Origin of the sequence: Streptomyces sp. JB150 (assembly GCF_011193355.1) — a bacterium.
GTDB lineage: Bacteria > Actinomycetota > Actinomycetes > Streptomycetales > Streptomycetaceae > Streptomyces.
Map to the genome: position 1 here is coordinate 6,917,315 of NZ_CP049780.1, position 19,053 is coordinate 6,936,367.

General features: G+C 71.2%; 13 protein-coding genes and 1 pseudogene. 8 read left to right on the top strand and 6 right to left on the bottom strand.

What is annotated here, in order from left to right; genetic code table 11:
• The first annotated feature begins 41 nt into the window (after positions 1-41).
• From kdpF to G7Z13_RS31525, 5 genes and pseudogenes are all read left to right on the top strand, one after another.
• On the top strand, positions 42-131 hold the full coding sequence (gene kdpF, locus G7Z13_RS31505; RefSeq protein WP_166003926.1) for a K(+)-transporting ATPase subunit F: 90 nt from the start codon (positions 42-44) through the stop codon (positions 129-131).
• Positions 132-211: 80 nt separating this feature from the next.
• Positions 212-617 (top strand): annotated as a pseudogene (locus G7Z13_RS31510) (potassium-transporting ATPase subunit KdpA); the annotation flags it as partial.
• Between the two features lie 132 nt (positions 618-749).
• Positions 750-1,280 (top strand): DinB family protein, encoded by a 531-nt coding sequence (locus G7Z13_RS31515; protein ID WP_166003928.1) that lies wholly within the window; start codon positions 750-752, stop codon positions 1,278-1,280.
• Positions 1,281-1,495: 215 nt separating this feature from the next.
• Positions 1,496-7,717: a DNRLRE domain-containing protein gene (locus G7Z13_RS31520; RefSeq protein WP_166005488.1), complete on the top strand. Its 6,222-nt coding sequence runs from the start codon at positions 1,496-1,498 to the stop codon at positions 7,715-7,717.
• A gap of 90 nt (positions 7,718-7,807) precedes the next feature.
• The gene (locus G7Z13_RS31525; RefSeq protein ID WP_166003930.1) at positions 7,808-8,173 is read left to right on the top strand and encodes a hypothetical protein; all 366 of its coding nucleotides are present in this window, start codon (positions 7,808-7,810) and stop codon (positions 8,171-8,173) included.
• Between the two features lie 91 nt (positions 8,174-8,264).
• Here G7Z13_RS31525 and G7Z13_RS31530 read toward each other — a convergent pair whose 3' ends face one another.
• The 5 genes from G7Z13_RS31530 to G7Z13_RS31550 form a co-directional block, all read right to left on the bottom strand.
• On the bottom strand, positions 8,265-9,284 hold the full coding sequence (locus G7Z13_RS31530) for a hypothetical protein (RefSeq protein ID WP_240926414.1): 1,020 nt from the start codon (positions 9,282-9,284) through the stop codon (positions 8,265-8,267).
• Positions 9,285-9,534: 250 nt separating this feature from the next.
• The gene (locus tag G7Z13_RS31535) at positions 9,535-11,025 is read right to left on the bottom strand and encodes a glycoside hydrolase family 3 protein (protein WP_166003932.1); all 1,491 of its coding nucleotides are present in this window, start codon (positions 11,023-11,025) and stop codon (positions 9,535-9,537) included.
• 6 nt (positions 11,026-11,031) lie between these two features.
• Positions 11,032-11,862: a carbohydrate ABC transporter permease gene (locus tag G7Z13_RS31540; RefSeq protein WP_166003934.1), complete on the bottom strand. Its 831-nt coding sequence runs from the start codon at positions 11,860-11,862 to the stop codon at positions 11,032-11,034.
• Positions 11,859-12,851 (bottom strand): sugar ABC transporter permease, encoded by a 993-nt coding sequence (locus tag G7Z13_RS31545; protein WP_240926551.1) that lies wholly within the window; start codon positions 12,849-12,851, stop codon positions 11,859-11,861. Before G7Z13_RS31545 ends, G7Z13_RS31540 begins: the two co-directional genes overlap by 4 nt.
• Positions 12,852-12,943: 92 nt before the next feature.
• Positions 12,944-14,218, bottom strand: a complete 1,275-nt coding sequence (locus tag G7Z13_RS31550; RefSeq protein WP_166003937.1) for an extracellular solute-binding protein — start codon at positions 14,216-14,218, stop codon at positions 12,944-12,946.
• A 391-nt stretch (positions 14,219-14,609) separates the two neighbouring features.
• Here G7Z13_RS31550 and G7Z13_RS31555 point away from each other — a divergent pair, with 391 nt between their 5' ends.
• From G7Z13_RS31555 to G7Z13_RS31565, 3 genes are all read left to right on the top strand, one after another.
• The gene (locus G7Z13_RS31555; RefSeq protein WP_166003938.1) at positions 14,610-15,374 is read left to right on the top strand and encodes a GntR family transcriptional regulator; all 765 of its coding nucleotides are present in this window, start codon (positions 14,610-14,612) and stop codon (positions 15,372-15,374) included.
• Positions 15,375-15,405: 31 nt separating this feature from the next.
• The gene (locus G7Z13_RS31560) at positions 15,406-16,824 is read left to right on the top strand and encodes an MFS transporter (protein ID WP_166003940.1); all 1,419 of its coding nucleotides are present in this window, start codon (positions 15,406-15,408) and stop codon (positions 16,822-16,824) included.
• A 69-nt stretch (positions 16,825-16,893) separates the two neighbouring features.
• Positions 16,894-17,832: an aldo/keto reductase gene (locus tag G7Z13_RS31565; RefSeq protein WP_166003941.1), complete on the top strand. Its 939-nt coding sequence runs from the start codon at positions 16,894-16,896 to the stop codon at positions 17,830-17,832.
• Between the two features lie 89 nt (positions 17,833-17,921).
• Here the strand turns inward: G7Z13_RS31565 and G7Z13_RS31570 are convergent, their stop codons facing one another.
• On the bottom strand, positions 17,922-18,971 hold the full coding sequence (locus tag G7Z13_RS31570; RefSeq protein ID WP_240926415.1) for an endonuclease/exonuclease/phosphatase family protein: 1,050 nt from the start codon (positions 18,969-18,971) through the stop codon (positions 17,922-17,924).
• Positions 18,972-19,053 lie beyond the last annotated feature (82 nt).

Here is a 19,053-nt window from a genome sequence, read left to right on the forward strand (position 1 = left end):
TTCACGCTCGTGGCCCTCGTCGCCCGAGGGGTGGCGAAGCTGTGACCGCCGAGAACGTCGCCGGCCTGGTCGTGGCCGTCGACCTGCTGGGCTATCTCGTCCTCGCCCTGATCTTCCCGGAGAGGTCCTGAGAAGCAGCGATGGGTCCCGTACTTGCTGATGTGCTCCTCGTGACCGCGCTGATCGGCGCCCTCACCCTGGTGCACCGCCCCCTGACCAGGCGTTCAACACGGCCGCCTCGTTCGTGTCGGGACACCAACTGGCAGTCGTACTCCGGCGAGTCGGCCATGCGCCACCTGGTGCAGACCGGTGGTCTGGCCGTGCAGAACTTCCTGTCCGCCGCGGTGGGCATGGCGGTGGCCGTGGCACTCGTACGCGGGTTCGTCCGCGCCCGCACCGGCGAACTGGGCAACTTCTGGGCGGACCTGGTGCGCGGCACCGTCCGCGTCCTGCTGCCGCTCTCCGCCGTCGCCGCCGGTGCCGTGCACAACTTCGGCGACATCCACACCGTCACCACCCTGACCGGTGACCGGCAGGCCATCAGCCCCGGCGCGGTCGCCTTCCAGGAGGCCATCGAGAGCCTGGGCACCAACGGCGGCGGCTTCTTCAGCGCCAACTCGGTTTCCTGGGCGAGCCGCGCGTCAACGTCCTCGAACCGAACGTCGCGCTCAGCGCATTGACCAGGAGGACGTGACGGATTCGGCCGGCCGGACCGTACGGAGCGAGCCGGCCGCCTTATCGTTGCGGTCATGGTCTCTCAGCCCTCCACGGATCCCGCCGTCTTCCACGCCACGCTCCGCGAGCAGTTCGAGGTGTTCCTCGACGAGTACCGGACCGCCCTGCACGACAGTCTGAACGGGCTGACCGAAGAGCAGGCACGCCGGTCGCTGGTTCCCTCCAAGACCACACTGCTCGGCCTGGTCAAGCACGCCACCTTCGTCGAGCAGGTCTGGTTCGACGAGGCGGTCACCTGCCGGCCCCGTTCCGAGATCGGCATTCCCGGCACCCCCGACGAGTCCTTCGATCTCCACGAGGACGACACGATCGCCTCGGCTCAGGACGCCTACCGCCGGACCTGGGCGGCGTCCCGCCGGGCCACGGCGGAGCTGACGCTGGACGACGTCGTGCGGGGCAACCGCCGCGGCCCGCTGCCGCTGCGCTGGGTCTACCTCCACGTGCTGCGGGAGCTGACCCAGCACTGCGGGCACGCCGACATCCTCCGCGAACAGATCCTCGCCGGCTCCGGCGAGGCCACGGCGCACCAGGCCTCCTCCACCTGACGCACCTTCGAATCCTTTACAAGATCCACATGTTGTCCATAGGTTTCTCCTCCGGGGGTGTGTCGAGCACCCCCTCATGAGACTTGCCGCCCCGCGGCAAGAAGGGGAGAAAATTGAACAGCCACTCACCCCGAGGCGGAACGGGGCCTCTCGGCCTGCTCCGCCCCGGGGGACGACAGCGCGTGCGTCGCGTCGCGGCGGGCCTGGCCCTCGTGATGGCGACCTCGGCGCTGTACGGCGCGGAGGCCGCCCTCGCGGTCCAGCCGCCGGCCGCGGCCGCCGCGAAGCCGAAGAAGCCCGCCGCCACGACCGCCGCCGACATCGCCTCCGCGCGCGTCGCGGCACGCCTGACCGGCAAGCGCGTCGAGGCGCTCTCGGAGCGCACCGAGACATCGACCACCTGGGCCAACCCGGACGGCAGCCTGACCAGCGAGCTGTCCGCCGGCCCCGTGCGCTTCCGCGACGGTGACGCCTGGCGCGCCGTCGACCTGGACCTGGTCCGCGCCCGTGACGGCTCGGTGGCGCCGAAGGCGCACCCGCGCGGTCTGGAGCTCGGCAAGCGCGGCGGCAAACGGCTGGCCTCGCTGTCGGACGACGACGGTGCCGCGGCCCGTGACCTGGTGACGCTCGGCGAGGGGGACCAGCGGATCACCCTCCAGTGGAAGGGCGGACTGCCCGAGCCCGAACTGGACGGCAACCGGGCCACGTACCCGAACGCCGTGCCCGGCGGTGACGTCGTCGTCGAGGCGACCCGCACCGGCTTCGAGCAGTACGTGGACATCAGAAAGCGCCCGGAGCGCAAGGGGTACACGTACACCCTGCCGCTGAAGGCCGAGGGCCTGAAGGTCAAGCGGCTCAAGGACGGCAGCCTGCGCTTCACGGACCGCAAGAGCGGCACCAAGGCTGTCATGCCCGCGCCAGTGATGTGGGACGCGGCCGTCGACAAGCGCTCCGGTGAGCACACCCACCGCGCCAAGGTCGCCATGAAGGTCGTCAAGACCGCCGGCGGAGTCGACCTGGTCCTCACCCCGGACGCGAAGTTCCTCGCCGACCCGGACACGAAGTACCCGGTCACCGTCGACCCCTCGACCTCCGCGCTGTCGAACGTCTTCGACACCTACGTGCAGCAGGGCGAGACCGTCGACTGGTCCACCGACACCGAACTGGACTTCGGCAACCCCGGCACCAAGAACGCCGACGGCACCCCGCGCACCGCGCAGTCCTTCATCACCTGGAACACCACGCCCATCCAGGACGCGCTGGTCTCCAGCGCCAAGCTCAGCCTGTGGAACTTCCACTCGGCCAACACCGACTGCAAGGCCCACCCGTGGGAGGTGTGGGCCTCGGGAGCGGCCTCGACCGCCAGCCGGTGGGCCAACCGCCCGACGATGACGGCGAAGAAGGCCACCTCCACCGAGACCCGCGGCAACGCCGACTGCGCCACGCAGCCCGACGGCTGGATCAACGCCGACGTCACCGCGCTGGCGCAGGACTGGGCCACGGTCAAGGCCACCCGCGGCCACATGGGCATCCGTGCCTCGGACGAGTCGGTCGTCGCCCAGTGGAAGCGGGTCAACTCCGCCAACGCGGCCGCCAACCCGCCCAAGCTGGTGGTGAACTACAACTACCGGCCGCGCACCGGCACCCAGCAGGAGGCCGGCCCGCCGTTCCTGTCGTACGCAGGCGCCTACGTGGTGAACACGACCACCCCGACCCTGCGGGACACGTTCGTCGACACCGACGGCGACAAGGTCAAGGGCACCTTCCAGATAGCCGACAACGCCACCGGCGCGCAGCTCGGCGAGATCCTGGTGTCCCCGCTCACCCCGTCCGGGCAGCCCGCCTCCGTCACCGTGCCGTCGGGCCTGCTGACCGAGGGCAAGACCTACAAGTTCCGCACCTCGCCCTACGACGGGACGCACTACAACCTGGGCTGGTCCGCCTGGAAGACGTTCACGGTCGACACCAAGGCACCCCTCGCCCCGGCGAAGGTCGTGTCCACCGACTACCCGTCGGACAAGTGGGTCAAGGGCGCCGGCCAGCCGGGCACGTTCACCGTCACCCCGCCCGCCGCCGACCACAACTGGCTGGAGTGGTCGCTGGACGGCGTGACCTGGACCAAGGCCGCGACCGGCGGATCCACCGCCGACAAGGCCCTGACCGTCACCCCGCCGAAGAACGGCACCCACACCCTCCAGGTGCGCGCGGTCGACAAGGCGGACAACAAGTCCGAGGCCGTCGAGTACACCTTCCACGCCGGTCCCGGCGGATTCGTCGAGCCCTCGGACGGCGAGCGCACCGCACGCCGCCTGCCGCTGGTCGCCGAGGCCGAGGCGGGCAAGTACGACAGCGTCTCCTTCTCCTGGCGCCGCTCCGAGGCGGACCCCTGGGTGAAGATCCCGGTCGGTGACGTCACCGCCGCCGGCACCGCGCTCACCGCCTGGCCGGTGCCACTGACCAACGGCCAGAACGCCGCACTGGTGTGGAACGCCGTGGGCACCGTCGACCCCGACGGCAGCGTGCAGATCAAGGCCGACTTCACCGGACCGAACTCCGCCGCCGCGAGCACCCCGCCGCTGACCGTGGTCGTGGACCGCACCGCGGACGGCGCGGCCACCAGCGAGATCGGCCCCGGCCGGCTCAACCTGCTCACCGGCGACTACGGCCTGTCGGCCACCGACGCGTCGTACTTCAACATGACGGTCTCCCGCACGGCCTCCTCCCGCACCCCCGGCCGGGCCGCCCAGCAGACCGGCCAGGCGCCGATCTTCGGCAAGGAGTGGGTGTCCGGCACCACGACCGGGCAGGCCGACTCCGACTACTCCCACGTGCGCCGCATCTCCGACACCGCGGTCGACGTGGTGCTGCCGGACGGCGACGCCATCCACTTCACGGCCAACACCGCCAAGACCGGATGGATCGCCGAGCCGGGCGCGGAGGACCTGACCCTGACGGGGTCCGTGAGCGGTTCCTTCACGCTCACCGACACCGACGGCATGGTCACCCGGTTCACCAAGCCGCAGGGCGCCTCGACCTGGCAGGCCTCCGGCACGCTGGTGGACGGGCTCGACAACTCCACCACCACGGTGGTCTCCGAGACGGTGACCGCGAACGGCACGACCCTGTCGCGTCCCCAGCGGATCATCGCCCCGTCCTCCGCGGTCAGCGCCGCCACCTGCACCACGACCCCCGACACCAAGGGCTGCCGGGCACTGCAGTTCGTGTACGCCACCGCCACCACCGCCACGGCCGACACCCTCGGCGACTTCGCCGGCCAGGTGAAGGAGATCCGGCTGTGGTCCACCGAACCCGGCGCGGCCAAGGCGACGTCGCGGGCCGTCCAGGCGTACCTGTACGACGGCAGCGGACGGCTGCGCCAGGCGTGGCACCCGCAGATCAGTCCGTCCCTGAAGACGGAGTACGCCTACGACACCGCCGGCCGGGTCACCAAGCTGACCCCGCCCGGTGAACTGCCGTGGACCTTCACCTACGGCAAGGCCGGCAGCTCCGTCACCGCCGGGGACGGCATGCTGCTGAAGGTCACCCGTCCGGGACTGAAGCAGGGCACGACGGACGTCGTCGAGGGCCAGGCGGCCACCAGCGTCGTCTACGACGTGCCGCTCACCGGCACCTCGGCGCCGTACAAGATGGGCGCCACCGACGTCCGCGCCTGGGGCCAGCTGAACGCGCCGACCGACGCCACCGCGGTCTTCCCCGCGGACTCGGTCCCGGCCGGGCACACGGGCTCCGCGCTGACGGCCACCGGCTACCAGCGGGCCGAGGTCCACTACCTCGGGGTCTCCGGCCGCGAGGTCAACACGGCGGTGCCCGGCGGACACATCTCGGCCGTCGAGTACGACCGTTTCGGCAACACCGTCCGCACCCTCAGCCCCGGCAACCGCGCGCTCGCGCTCGGCACGACCGCCGCGCAGAAGGAGACGCTGACCGGCCTCGGCATCATCGAGCGCTCCACGGCGGAACGCGCCGAACTGCTCTCCACCACCTCGCTGTTCGACGCCAAGGGCGTCCGCGAGCTGGAGGAGTTCGGCCCGCTGCACCGGGTGGACCTCACCGAGGACCTCAAGGACGGCACCACCGTGCTGATCGAGGCCGGCACCTCGGTGCCCGCCCGTGCCTGGACCGTGTACGAGTACGACGAGGGCCGTCCCACCGACGGCACCGCGGCGGTCAAGGACCAGGTGACCCTGGAGGTCAGCGGTGTCCGGGTCCGCGACCACGACTCGGTGATGGGGGACAAGCGCGTCAACGAGACCCAGTACGACTGGGCCAAGGGACTGCCCACCCTGACCATCCGTGACTCCGGCGGACTGAACCTGGTCACGAGCACCCACTACGACGCCCAGGGACGCGTGACCGACCAGGTCCCGCCCGGCGGCACCGGCGACGACGCGGCCTCCACCGTCACCGTCTACTGGTCCGGCACCGGCACCGGCGACTGCCAGGGCCGCCCGGAGTGGGCCGACCAGGTCTGCTGGACCGGCCCGGCCGGCACCATCACCGGCGGCGGCAGCCAGCCGAGCGGCGTCCCCGACAGCACCACCGAGTACGACTGGTGGGGCAACCCGGCCAAGGTCACCGAGACCGCCAACGGCGCCACGCGGACCACGACCACGTCGTACGACGCGGCCGGCCGCAAGTCCAAGGTCACCGTCACGGGCGGCACCGGCCAGGCCGTCCCCGAGATCACCACGACCTACGACCCGGCCACCGGCCAGATCGCCAAGCTCACCTCGGCGACGGCGGGCACCATCACCAAGGAGTACGACAAGCTGGGCCGGCAGGTGTCCTACACCGACGCCGACGGCGGCGTCACCAGGACCGAGTACGACCTGCTGGACCGCCCGGCGAAGGTCTCCGACTCGGTCCCGTCCACGGTGACGTACACCTACGACCACAGCGCGGAACCGCGCGGTCTGCTCACCGGCACGACCGACTCGGTCGCGGGGACGTTCTCCGCCGCGTACGACGCGGACGGCTCGGTGACCTCCGAGCGGCTGCCCGGCGGCTACGCCCTCGCCATCACCCAGGACCCCTCGGGTGCCGAGACGTCCCGCTCCTACACCCGCACCAGCGACGGCACCTCGGTCTACACGGACACCGTGCGCGAGTCGGTGCACGGACAGGTCACCAGCCACTCCGGCTGGTCCGGCCAGAGCTACCGCTACGACAGGGCGGGCAGGCTGACCACGGTCGAGGACACCACGGGCCAGGTGTGCACGCGCCGCTCCTACACCTTCGACAGCCGCAGCAACCGCAAGACCCTGACCACCGCGGCCGGTGACGTCGGCGCCGCCTGCCCCACCACCGGAGGAACCACCACCACCCACACCTACGACAGCGGCGACCGGCTGGTCGACGCCGGCTACCAGTACGACGCCCTGGGCCGCACCACCGCCCTGCCCGGCAACACGGCCGGCTACTACGTCAACGACCTCGTCCACCGTCTGACCACCGGCACCAAGCGCCAGACGTGGCAGCTCGACGCGGCCCTGCGGTTCCGCAGCTGGACCGGCGAGACCAACAGCGGCGGCACCTGGACCCAGACCGAGTCCAAGCTCAACCACTACGCCGACGACACCGACAATCCCCGCTGGATCGTCGAGGACGCCGCGGCGGGCACCGTGACCCGCAACGTGACGTCCGCGTCCGGCGCGTTCGCCGCCACCACCGCCAAGAGCGACCAGACGGTGCTGCACCTGAGCACCATCCACGGTGACATCGCGCTCCAGCTGCCGCTGGACACCGGTGTCGCCCCGGTCGCCCTCGACACCGACGAGTACGGCAAGCGGCGCGACAACCAGCCGGCCACCCGCTACGGCTGGCTCGGCGGCAAGCAGCGGTCCAGCGAGACCCCGTCCGGTATCACCCTCATGGGCTCGCGGCTCTACCAGGCCGAAACCGGCCGCTTCCTGTCCCGGGACCCGATCCCGGGCGGCAACGCGAACCCGTACGAGTACTGCTCCGGTGATCCGGTCAACTGCTACGACCTCTCCGGCAACTACAGCACCGGAGGCCTGATACCCGAGGCGGCCATCTGCGCCTTGTTCGTCCTGTGGTGCGCCGACATGGTCTACATCACGCACTGGGCGCTCAAGGAGGCCAAGCGCGCCTACAGCAACGGCCCGAAGCAGAACGCCTACCGGCACTGCATCTGGCAGGCCATGCTGACCTGGGCCGTGGGATCCAGCCTGGCCAAGTCCCTCGGCTGGGCCCACGAGAAGAACGCCGGCAGTTCCGCGAAGGCCAAGCGGGACTCCGCGGCCGACCGGTACAACAACACGGTCGGCCGGAAGATCGGCGGCCAGATCACGGCGTGGACCTACGGCGGAGCCAAGAAGGCGGCGTGCGCTCGCTGCAAGAAGGCCGTCAAGCAGCACAAGCTGAAGTCCAACGCCAAGGGCAATCCCTGGGTCTAGCGACCCGGCAGGCACCACCAGAGGCAGGGCCGTCCGTTCCGGACGGCCCTGCCGTCCCCCCACGAACCCCCGAAAGCGATCGAAGCGATCATGCTTACGTCACTCCTCCCCACCCGGCAGGGACCGCGTTTCGCCCTCCTGGAATCCGGCGTCACGCTCTTCGCCGCCCTCTGCTGGAAAGTGCTCGCCTTCGCGATGTACGCCGAGGGCTACGACCTCGACGACAGCGCACCGGCCCAGGTGACGGGCGACGAGGACATCGCGGCGCTGGCCCTGCTCTTCGGACTCTCGGTCCCCGTGACCTGGCTCCTGCGCCTGATCCCCTGGCAGCCGCTGCGCACCGCCACGGACGCGATCATCGCGCTGCGCCTCGTGGCCGTCGTGCTGCTGTCCGCGGTGATGTTCGCCGGCCTGCTCACCGGGGTCCGCGTTCCGCTGGTGGAGTGGCGTTTCTGACGGTCACTCGGTGACCCGTCCGGGGAAGACCGCCCCAGGCGGCGGGGGAAGGCCCGTGAAGGGACCGCGCCGCCCGGGGCCCGGCGTGTGACTACGCCGCGTCCTCGGCGAAGGCCTCGTCGGTGAAGGCCTCCTCCGGCATCATCGCGGCGCCGAACCCGCTCATGATCTCCTCGATGTCCAGCTCGGTCGCGCCGGCCGGAGCCGTGAGCGCCCCGCCCTCACTCAGCCGCACCACGAGGCCCAGATTCTTCACCTTCGCGTTCTCGGCCAGCTCGGCGAGGTCGACGCGCACCTCGGTCAGGTCGCCGTTCTCGAGCGTGAAGTCGGCCGTGACCTTCGTGTTCGGGGCGTCCTTGAAGTCCTTCTCGGTGGGCAGCTCCATACCCGGCGGCAGGCTCTTCGCGAGCGGGCGGATCTCGCCGACCAGCTCCGAGACCAGCGTGCGGAAGGGAGCGGTGGCGGTGATGTGCTCGGCGCCGTCCTCGCCCCCGGACGTCTTGAACTCGACCTCGCGGGCGATGGTCTTGCGGACCGCCTCCAGCAGCCGCTTCTGCGTCTTGGCGTCCAGCGTGGGCTCGGGCGCGGGCTCCGCGCCGGGCTCGGCACCCATCTCGGAGGTGGTCCGCTCCATCTCCTCGGTGTCGATCTTCACCCACTCCCCGTCGAGCACCTTCTTCAGCGCGCCCGCCTCCGGCGGCAGGTCGTTCGCCGACGGCACGGGGGCGCCCATCGCCTTGCCGAGGGACTTGGCGTCGGTGCGGATGTAGGTGTAGTCGCCGACGACCCGGTACTCGACCAGGTCGCCGTCCTCGGTGCCGACCTTCATGGCCATGCCGACGAAGTCCTTCTCACCGGACTCGTCGATCGGCTTCTTGGACTGCATGGTGACGCTGATGGTCGCGCCGCTGAGCAGTTCGGCGACCTCGTCGGGCAGTTCCTCGCCCGGCTCCGGCTCCGAGGAGGCGTCCAGCGCCTTCAGGCTCGCGGCGTCCGTGTCGAGTTCCAGCTCGAACGAGAGCGTCTTCTCGGCGCCGAGCTTCTCGAAGGCCTGGTCCAGCTTCTGCCCGGCGGAGAGCTGCTCCACGGTGCCGCAGGCGGCCGCGGCCACCAGAACGGCGCCGACGACCGCGGCGGCGGGCAGGGTCTTGCGTATGGCGGTGATGATGGTCTCCTCGTCGGTGCGAGCACGGCGATCGGCTGTCGATGAGTAGACACCTGACGCGGCCCGATGGTTGCCCCCGGTTTTCCGCGCACCACGGGCGGGCCGCGCGCGTGCCGCGGGAAGGGAAAGAGAAAAGAAGGAGGGGAGGACGTCCCGCGGGCCGGCGGGACGTCCTCCCCGATACGTACCGCTCGGCTCAGCCGGCGACGATCCGCTCCGCCGCCGCGATCGCGCAGACGCGAGCCGCGCCGTACGTGGCCAGGTACAGCGCGCCGCGGGGCGCGGACTGCGCGACGCCCATCTCCACCACGACGGTGTCCGGGCGGGCGGCCAGCAGGGTGTCGAGGGCGGCGCTCATCCAGTCGTGCCGGTGTTCGTCCCGGACCACGGCGACGACCCGCCGGTCACCCGCCGCGGCGAGTGCCTCCTTGCCGGCCTCCGCACCGGAGAAGACACCGCTCTCGGTGCCGGGCAGCAGGCGTTCCAGCTCGGCGCCCACACCCCACGGCGTCTCGTCCCCCACGGCGATGTTGGCCACCGGCTGGAACGTGGCCACGAACACCGGCTCGGTGACCGGCGCCGCGCCCGGCCCGGCGACGACGGTGACCGCGCGGCGTGCGGCGACCAGACCGATCTCCCGCTCGGCCGGGTTGTCCGGGGCCGTCGTCCGCGCCGTGGCCGCGGTCCACCGAGCCAGGTCCCGTACCCGGGACGCCGCGTCGGCCAGCCGTTCCTCGGACAGTTCACCGGAGCGCACGGCGCTCACGAGGGCGTCCCGCAGGCTCAGCACCGTTGCCTCGTCGCACAGTCCGCCGCCGACGCAGATGGCGTCCGCACCGGCCGCGACGGCCATGACCACGCCGCGCTCCAGGCCGTAGGTGCCGGAGATGGCCTGCATCTCCATGCCGTCCGTGACGATCAGGCCCTGGTAGCCGAGTTCACCGCGCAGCAGACCGGTCAGAATGCGCGGCGAGAGCGTCGCCGGGTACTCCGGGTCGAGGGCCGGCACCAGGATGTGCGCGCTCATCACGGCCTGGGTGCCGGCCGCGATCGCCGCCCGGAACGGGACCAGTTCACGCTCGGCCAGCGTGCCGGCGTCGACGTCGATGCGCGGCACCGAGTGGTGGGAGTCGACGCTGGTGTCGCCATGGCCGGGGAAGTGCTTGGTGCACGCCGCGACCCCCGAGGACTGCAGGCCTCTGACGTAGGCGGCGGTGTGCCGCGCGACGAGCGCGGTGTCGGCACCGAAGGACCGCACGCCGATGACCGGGTTCAGCGGATCGGCGTTGACGTCGGCCGACGGCGCCCAGTTGAAGTTGATGCCGCACGCCGCGAGACGGCGGCCCAGCTCCCGTGCGACGCCGTGCGTCAGATCGGTGTCGTCGACGGCTCCCAGCGCGTGGTTGCCGGGGAACGAGGAACCGGTGCGCACCTCCAGGCGTGTGACGTCGCCGCTCTCCTCGTCGATGGCCACCAGGAGGTTCTCCTGCTCGGCCCGCAACTGCGCGGTGAGGGCGGTGACCTGCTCGGCCGTGGTCACGTTGCGGCCGAACAGGGCGATCGAGGCCAGCCCTTCGCCGATCCGGCGGCGCACCCAGTCGGGAGCGGTGGTCCCCGCGAAACCCGGCTGCAGCACGGCGAGGGCGTCACGGGTGAGCGTGTCGGTTCTGCTGGTGGATGTCGTCATGCCGAGTTATCCCTTCACAGCGCCGTCGGTGAGACCGCTGACGGCCTTGCGCTGCAGGAAGACGAAAAGGACCAGGATGGGCAGCGCGAACAACGAGGAAGCGGCCATCGTGGCGCCCCAGTCGTCGCCGAACGCGGTGCGGAACTGCGAGATCCACAGGGGGAGGGTCTGGTACTCGATGCTCTTGTTCAGGATGAGGACCAGGGGATACTCGTTCCAGGCGGTGATGAACCCGAACAGCGAGGTGGCCATCAGGCCGGGGGCGAGCAGCGGGAAGATCACCTTGCGGAAGGCCTGGACGCGGGTGCAGCCGTCGACCATCGCGGATTCCTCCAGCTCCCTGGGCACCGCGGCGACATAGCCACGCAGCGTCAGGATGGTGAACGGGAGCACCATCATCATGTAGAAGACGGTGAGCGGCACCAGGCTGTCGAGCATGTCGCTGTCGCGCACGAGCATGTAGTTGGCGATCACCATCACCTCCCACGGCGCCATCTGCGCGAGCATGAAGACGACGACGAAGGCGCCGCGGCCGGCGAACCGCATCCGGGCCAGGGCGAACGACGCGAACAGGGCGATGACGAGCGACAGCAGCACCGCGAGCACGGTCACCGTGACGGAGTTGCGCACCAGCGTCCAGAAGTGGTCCGCGTGGATCGCCCGGTCGAAGTGCTCGAAGGTGAGGTTCACGGGGACCCAGACGGGGTCCTCGGCGATGATGTCGCCGGTCGGCTTCAGGGCCGTGGCGAACATCCAGTAGACGGGGAACGCGAAGACCACGAAGAGGACGACGGCGGTCGCGTTGAGCGACAGCCGGCCGAAGAGCGAGCGCTTCACAGCTTGTCCTCCTCCTGCTTGAGCACGGTGCGCAGGTAGTACGAGGTGATCACCAGCAGGACCAGGATGGTCAGGAAGGAGATCGCGGCGCCCATGCCGAAGTGCTGGTTGCCCACCCCTTCGACGAACGCGTAGATGGGCAGGGTCTCGGTGAGCCGGTCGGGGCCGCCCTCGTTCAGGGCGAAGATCTGGGGGAACGCCTTGAACACCCAGATGATCTCCAGGAACGTCGTGGCGTAGAGGAAGGGCCGCAGGAACGGGAAGGTCACCGAGGTGAAGCTCTTCCAGGCACCGGCGCCGTCGAGGGAGGCGGCCTCGTAGAGTTCCCTGGGGATGGTCGTCGTGGCGGCGTAGAGGTTGAGCGCCACGAACGGGATGGACTGCCATACGATCAGCAGGGTGATGACGGAGAAGGTCGAGAACTGGGTCCCGAGCCAGTTGTAGTCGGCCATGGAGTGCCAGCCGAGCTTGTCCAGCACCCAGTTGACGACTCCGAACCGCTGCGCGAAGAGCCACTGGTAGATGGTGGTGGCCGCGACCACGGGCATGGCCCAGGCGAGCACGAGTCCCAGCATGAGCAGCAGCCGCATCCGGGCGCCGAGCCGGGCGAGGAGCAGGCCGATCAGGGTGCCCAGGCCCATGATGAGCACCACGTTGGCCGCGGTGAACAGCACCGTCCGCTTGACGACGCTCCAGAACTCCGCGCTGGCCAGTACCTCACGGTAGTTGTCGACCCCGTTCCACTCCGTGAGGTGCTGGATGAGCTGGCGTGCGTGGAGGTTCTGGAAGGACAGCAGTCCGTTCTTCACCAAGGGCCCGCCGAGCAGGATCAGGGTGGCGAGCAGCGCCGGCAGCAGGAGGAGGTAGGGGGCGACGGCCTGCCGGCCGGGTGCGGTCGGGGATCTGCGTTTCCCTTCCCGCTGAGGCGGAACGGCCTCGGTCTTGTGGGCACTGGCACCCCCAGCGGTGTCCGTGCCTTGGGTCTGCACTGGCATGGCTTGCCGTCTCTTTCGTGGCCGTACGGTTCAGCGCGTCCGCGCCGGGGGCGGGGTGTGCGTGGCGCCCCCGGCGCGAGGCGTCGTCAGTTCTCCTGTGCCAGGCGCTTGTTGATCTCGCCCTCGACGTCCTTGGCGGCGGCCGCCGGGGACTTGCCGGAGAGGACGGAGGTCATGTACCTCTTGATCGGGTTGGGCGTGTTCTCCACCGCGGCCCACTCGGGGATCAGCGGCGTGGTACCGCCCACCGAGGCGGCCGGGGCCGCGGCCTCGGCGACCGCGTTGCCCTTGAGGACGGACTGCAGGGACTCCTTGTTGGGCACGACGCCGTTGGCCTTGGCCAGCTTGCCCTCGAACTCGTCGGACAGGGCGACCTTCAGGAACTCCTTCGCCAGGTCCTGCTTCTCGCTGCCGGCGGCGACGGCGAGGTTGGAGCCGCCGAGGAAGACACCCTCGGGCTTGCCGGGCGTGTCACTGGGGATGGTGAAGTAGCCGAGGTCCTTCTCGATGGCGGGGTTGGCCTTGACGGCGGTGGCCGCCTCCCAGCCCATGCCGATGAACGCGCCGGTCCTGCCCTTGGCGAACACCTCGGCCTGCTGCGGCGTGGCCTCGTCCTTGTCCTTGGGCGCCTTGGAGTAGGAGGCGTACTTCTTGTAGATCTCCATCGCGGCGCCGACCTTCGGGTCGTCGAGGTTGGAGACGTACTTGTCGCCTTCCTTCTTCACCAGTTCGGCGTTCTGGCCGACGAGGAGGCCGACGAAGAAGTACCAGTTCTGGCCGGGCATGTAGATCGGCTCGGCGTCGGTCTTCTTGTCGATGGTCTCCAGGTCCTCGAAGAACTCGTCCCGGGTCTTCGGGGTGTCCTTGATACCGGCGTCCGCCCAGACCTTCTTGTTGTAGATGACGATCCGGTTGGCGAAGTACCAGGGAGCGCCGTACTGCTTGCCCTCGTAGATGGAGGACTCGTTGAGGGTGGGGGTCCAGTCGGCCCCGATCTCCTTCTTCAGGTCGTCCAGTTCGGCGAGGCCGCCGGTGGCCGCGTACGCCGGGGTCTGGGTGTTGCCGATCTCGATGACGTCCGGCGGGTTGGACTCCGACAGGGCCGTGGTGACCTTCTGCTGGATGCCGTCCCACTTCTGCGTCTCGAACTCGACCTTGGCGCCCGTCTTCTTCTCGAAGGCGGTCTGCACCTCCTTGGTCCACTCCTCGGGCGCCGAGCCGTCCATCGTCCAGACGACCAGCGTCTGCCCCTTGAAGCCCTCGGGCCCCGAACCCCCGCCGTCGTCGCCGCTGCCCCCACATGCCGCAACGGAGAACACCATGCTCGCGATGCCGATCGCGGCTGTCAGCCTGCGCTTCACGCCACCCCTCCTCAGAATTGCTTGCTCACCCACGCCCTCGGTGGCGTCCTTCGCACGGCGCTGCTGCCCGGCGGGCTGGGGACCTGGCCTCGAATGGTGTAGACCAGCAGGGGCGAGCTTGGCCTAGACCTATGAGGCTGTCAAGAGCTGCCGGAAAAGGTGGTGCCGCCGTATCGTGAGGGTGATTCCGAAGGGCCGCACGGCTCCCCGAGGGGGACCGCGCGTGACCAGTGCGCCTGTCCGGCCGCGGCCCATCTTTGGACTAGACCAACACCGGAACCCGCGGCTATAACGGTTTCGCCGAGCGTACGGCGCCCGATACCTCGGCCGTGCGAGCGAGCTGCGGCCGCTGACCGTGGGCTGCACCGGGCACCGGAGCCGAAGGCGGAACATGAGCATCGACGTCAGCAGCGCCCGAAACGGGGGAAGGCCGCCGGAGACAAGCCAGCGGATCCCGAAGCACTACCGCATCAAGCAGCACCTGCTGCAGATGATCGGGGGCCGGACGCCCGGCTCACCCATGCCGGCCGAACGCTCGCTGGCCGTGGAGTTCCGCACGTCGCGCACCACCCTGCGCAAGGCGCTGCAGGAACTGGTCAGCGAGGGACGGCTGGACCGCGTCCAGGGCAAGGGCACCTTCGTCGCCCGGCCCAAGGTGTACCGGACCCTGCACCTGACCTCGTACACCGAGGACATGGCGGCCCAGGGCCTCGAACCCGCCTCACGCATCCTCGACATCGGTTACGTCCCGGCGGACGAGAAACTGGCCGGCTTACTCGGCCTGCGCACCGGCGACCGCGTCCTGCGCGTCGAACGGCTGCGCCTGGCCAGCGGCGAGCCGATGGCGATCGAGTCCACCCACCTGTCCGCGCAGCGGTTCCCGGGACTGCGGCTCGACCTGGGCCGGCACACCTCCCTCTACACCGCGCTCGCCGAGCAGTACGGCGTACGCCTGGCGGAGGCCGAGGAGACGATCGAGACGGCCCTGGCCACCCCGAGGGAGGCGGAACTGCTCGGCGCCGACGTCGGCCTGCCCATGCTGCTGCTCTCCCGCCACTCCTGGGACACGCGCGGCAGGCCGGTGGAGTGGGTGCGGTCGGTCTACCGCGGCTCCCGGTACAAGTTCGTGGCCACCCTCACCCGGCCCGCGCGCTGACGGCTGCCGGCCCCTCCACCCAAGGAGCTCCATGCCGCCCCCCGTCGACGGCGCCCGGACCGCGTCCGAGCCCCGCGCGCCCGGACTGCTCTCCGCCCCGTACCGGTCCCGCACCCTGGCCATCGCCGCCACCTTCTTCCTGGTCGCCTTCGCCGGACTGGCCCTGGCGACCGCGATGCCCGTCGCCGTTCAGGAACTGGACGCCCTGCCGCTCTACGCCATCGCCTTCGGCGGATACCTCGCCGCCGGCCTCGCCGGCACGGTGGTGGGCGGCGGCTGGGCCGACCGGCGCGGACCCGCGGCCCCGCTCAACGCCGGCTGCCTGTGCTTCGTCGGCGGATCGGCGCTCGCGGGCATGGCGCCCTCCATCATGCCGTTCCTGGCCGGCCGCCTGGCGCAGGGCGCGGGCGGCGGGGCGGTGACCGTCGCCCTGTACGTGATGGTCGGACGCGGCTATCCGCCCGCGCTGCGCCCGCGCATGTTCTCCGTCGTCACGGCGTGCTGGATCCTGCCGTCCATGGTGGGCCCCGCCATCGCCGGCGCCGTCACCGAACACCTGTCGTGGCGCTGGGTGTTCCACGGCATCGCCGTGTTCACGCTGGTCACGACGGCCCTGCTGCGGCGCCCGCTCGCCGCCCTGCCGCACGACGGGGCGGCGGCGGAGGAACCCGCCACCCGCGTCGGCCCGGCGGTCACCGTCGCCGTCGGGGCGGGGCTGCTGCAGTACGCCGCCGCCCAGCCCTCCCCGCGCACCGCCGTGCTCGCCGCGGCCGGGCTCCTGGCCGTCGCGGCGGGGCTGCGCGGCCTCCTGCCCGCCGGGACGCTGCGCGCGCGTCCCGGCATACCGGCCCTGGTGCTGGTGCGCGGACTGGCGGCCGCCGCCTACTTCGCGACCGAGTCGTACGTGCCGCTGCTGCTGGTCAACGAGCGCGGCTGGTCACCGACCGCCGCGGGCTACTCGCTCACCTGCGCGGCGCTCGCCTGGGCCGCCGCCTCCTGGCTCCAGGGCAGACCGCACCTGTCCCCGCGACGCCGGCACGTCATCCTGCTGGGCGCCCTCGTCCACAGCGCGGGGACCGCGCTGACGCTCGCCGGGGTCCTGCGCGCGGCACCCGCCGTCACGGCCCCGGCCGGCTTCACCGTGGCGGCCTTCGGCATGGGCCTGCTGCTCCCGAGCGTGGGCGTGCTCACCCTCGACCAGTCACCGCCCGGACGGCAAGGCGCCAACACCGCCGCGCTCCAGGTCGCCGACAGCCTGTGCAGCGTCCTGCTCATCGGGGTGTGCGGCGCCCTCTTCGGCGCTCTGCACACGGCCGCCGGCTCCGACACCGCCGCCTTCGCCGCGGTCTGCGCGGCCGCCCTGGCCACCACGCTGCTCGCCGCGCTGGCCGCCCGCCGCATCGGGGCTCCCGCGCCGGCGGCCGCCGCCCCGAAAGACCAATTGGCCTAGACCTTTTGGAGGTCGGGGCGGTATACACGGGGGAACGCCCGGCCCCCGAACCCGGAGGAACCACTCCCCATGTGGCACCAGCAACGGACCATCGCTCTCGGCACCCTGGCCTTCGGCACCACCGTCGACGAGCGGACCTCGTTCGACATCCTCGACAGATTCACCGAGTTGGGCGGCACGGTGCTCGACACCGCCAACAACTACGCGTTCTGGGTGGACGGCGGCACCGGGGACGAGAGCGAGGCCGTCATCGGCAAGTGGCTGGCGTCCCGCGGCGCCCGGGACGCCGTGCGGATCGGCACCAAGGCGGGCGCCCGCCCGACGGTTCCCGGAGCCGGGCTCGAAGCCGCCGAAGGCCTCTCGGCCAAGGCCCTGCGGTCCGCCCTGGAGGACAGCCTGCGCCGCCTCGGCACCGAGCACGTCGACGTGTTCTGGGCGCACATCGAGGACCGGACGGTGCCGCTGGAAGAGACCGTGCACGCGCTCGCCGACCTCGTCGACGAGGGCAAGGCCGGTGCGCTCGGTGTCAGCAACCACGCCGTGTGGCGCACCGAGCGCGCCCGCGCGCTCGCCGGCGACCGGCCCCGCTGCACCCACCTCCAGTACCGCTACTCGTACCTGCAGCCGCGGTTCGACCTGCCTCTGCCGTCCTCCGCGCACGTCCATGTGACGCCCGAACTGCTCGACTACGTACGCGCCGAGCCCGACCTGCTCCTGTGGGCCTACAGCCCGCTGCTGTCGGGCGGCTACACCCGCGAGGACGTGGAGATCCCCGCCGCCTACGACCACCCGGGCACGGCGCCCCGCCTGGCCGCCCTGCGCGAGGTGGCCGGCGAACTGGACGCGACCGTCAACCAGGTCGTGCTCGCCTGGCTGCTCGACCACGACCCGCGGATCGTGCCCATCGTCGGCGTCAGCAAGGTCGCCCAGGTCGAAGAGGCGCTGGGGGCGCTCGCCGTGACGCTGAGCCCGGAGCAGCGCCGCCGCCTGGACGAGGCGGGCCGGTAGCCGGACCGCGCGCACCACTGAGCGGCGCCCGGCGGCAGACCGGGCGCCGCTCGCCGCCCGGTTCAGGGGACCGGTGACACCAGTGCGGTTCAGGGGACCGGTGACACCACCAGCTCCTGCAGCTGGTGGTCGGAGAGGCCGGCCGGGTCGTCGAAGGCGTACCGGTGCACCCGCAACTGCTCGTCGGTGAACGCCCAGTCCAGCCGCCACAGAGCCGGGCCGCCGGCCTTCCAGGTGCGCGGCACGAGCGTGCCGGAGGCGGGCAGCGCGTCGCGCAGGGTGCCGCGCAGCCCGTCCAGTTCCCCCATGGCCGGCGTGGTGTTGAAGTCCCCCGCCACGAACACGGGACGCGGATTGGCGGCGACGTCGCGCCGCAGGGCCTCGTACTGCCGCTGCCGCGCGGCGGAACGCCGGTGCACCTCCGCGTAGAAGCCGCCGGTGAGCGGGCTGCGGAGGATGTCGAGCTGCACGGGGACGTGCACGTTGTAGAACGAGACGACCCGGCCGCGCACGTCGATGTCCGTGCGCAGCACCTTGCCCCGCTCGAAGACCTCCCGCCAGGGGGACCCGCGCTCCAGCCGGCGGGCCGGACCGACGGCCGGCCGGGCGACGAAGGGAAAGCGGGAGAGGGTGACCTGCTCACCGAGCACCGCGACGTGGTACCCGGGGAACTCGCTGCGGATCCTCGCCAGCCGGTCGATGGGCGCGGGCCGTTCGTCCACCCACGCAAGGTACTCCTGCAGCAGGTAGACGTCGGCGTCCTTCGCCCGGAGATAGCGGTAGAACCGGCCGGCGTCGTCGGTGGTGTCCCAGTACTCCGTGTTCCACGAGACGACCTTCAGCGCTCCCGCGGGCGCCGGGCCCGCCGCCGCGCCGGGGCGCAGCGCCGCCCAGTTGACGCCGGCACGGGTCAGCCCCGTGAGCAGCAGGAGCGCCAGGACCGGAACCAGCCACCGGCGCACCGGGCGCGCGCCCGGCAGCCACACCAGCGCGAGCAGGGCGAGGGGCACCGCCAGGAAGCCCAGTGGCGGGACCAGATCGGCGAGCAGCCACAGCCACCAGCGGCCGCTGAGCGCGAGGTTGAGCAGTGAGTACGCCGCCCACAGCGCGGTCAGCGCGACCAGAACCCTCCCGGTCACGCTCCGGCGGCCCTCGGTGCGTGTTACCGGGGAGGGGTCGGTGGGGGAAGGCGCCATGGTTTCCGGGGGAGCCGACACACGT

Excerpts from the sequence above, each read along its gene's own strand:
- G7Z13_RS31515 (WP_166003928.1), top strand. The coding sequence starts at position 750 with ATGGTCTCTCAGCCCTCCACGGATCCCGCCGTCTTCCACGCCACGCTC.
- G7Z13_RS31520 (WP_166005488.1), top strand. The coding sequence starts at position 1,496 with ATGGCGACCTCGGCGCTGTACGGCGCGGAGGCCGCCCTCGCGGTCCAG.
- G7Z13_RS31525 (WP_166003930.1), top strand. The coding sequence starts at position 7,808 with ATGCTTACGTCACTCCTCCCCACCCGGCAGGGACCGCGTTTCGCCCTC.
- G7Z13_RS31535 (WP_166003932.1), bottom strand. The coding sequence starts at position 11,025 with ATGACGACATCCACCAGCAGAACCGACACGCTCACCCGTGACGCCCTC.
- G7Z13_RS31555 (WP_166003938.1), top strand. The coding sequence starts at position 14,610 with ATGAGCATCGACGTCAGCAGCGCCCGAAACGGGGGAAGGCCGCCGGAG.
- G7Z13_RS31560 (WP_166003940.1), top strand. The coding sequence starts at position 15,406 with ATGCCGCCCCCCGTCGACGGCGCCCGGACCGCGTCCGAGCCCCGCGCG.
- G7Z13_RS31565 (WP_166003941.1), top strand. The coding sequence starts at position 16,894 with ATGTGGCACCAGCAACGGACCATCGCTCTCGGCACCCTGGCCTTCGGC.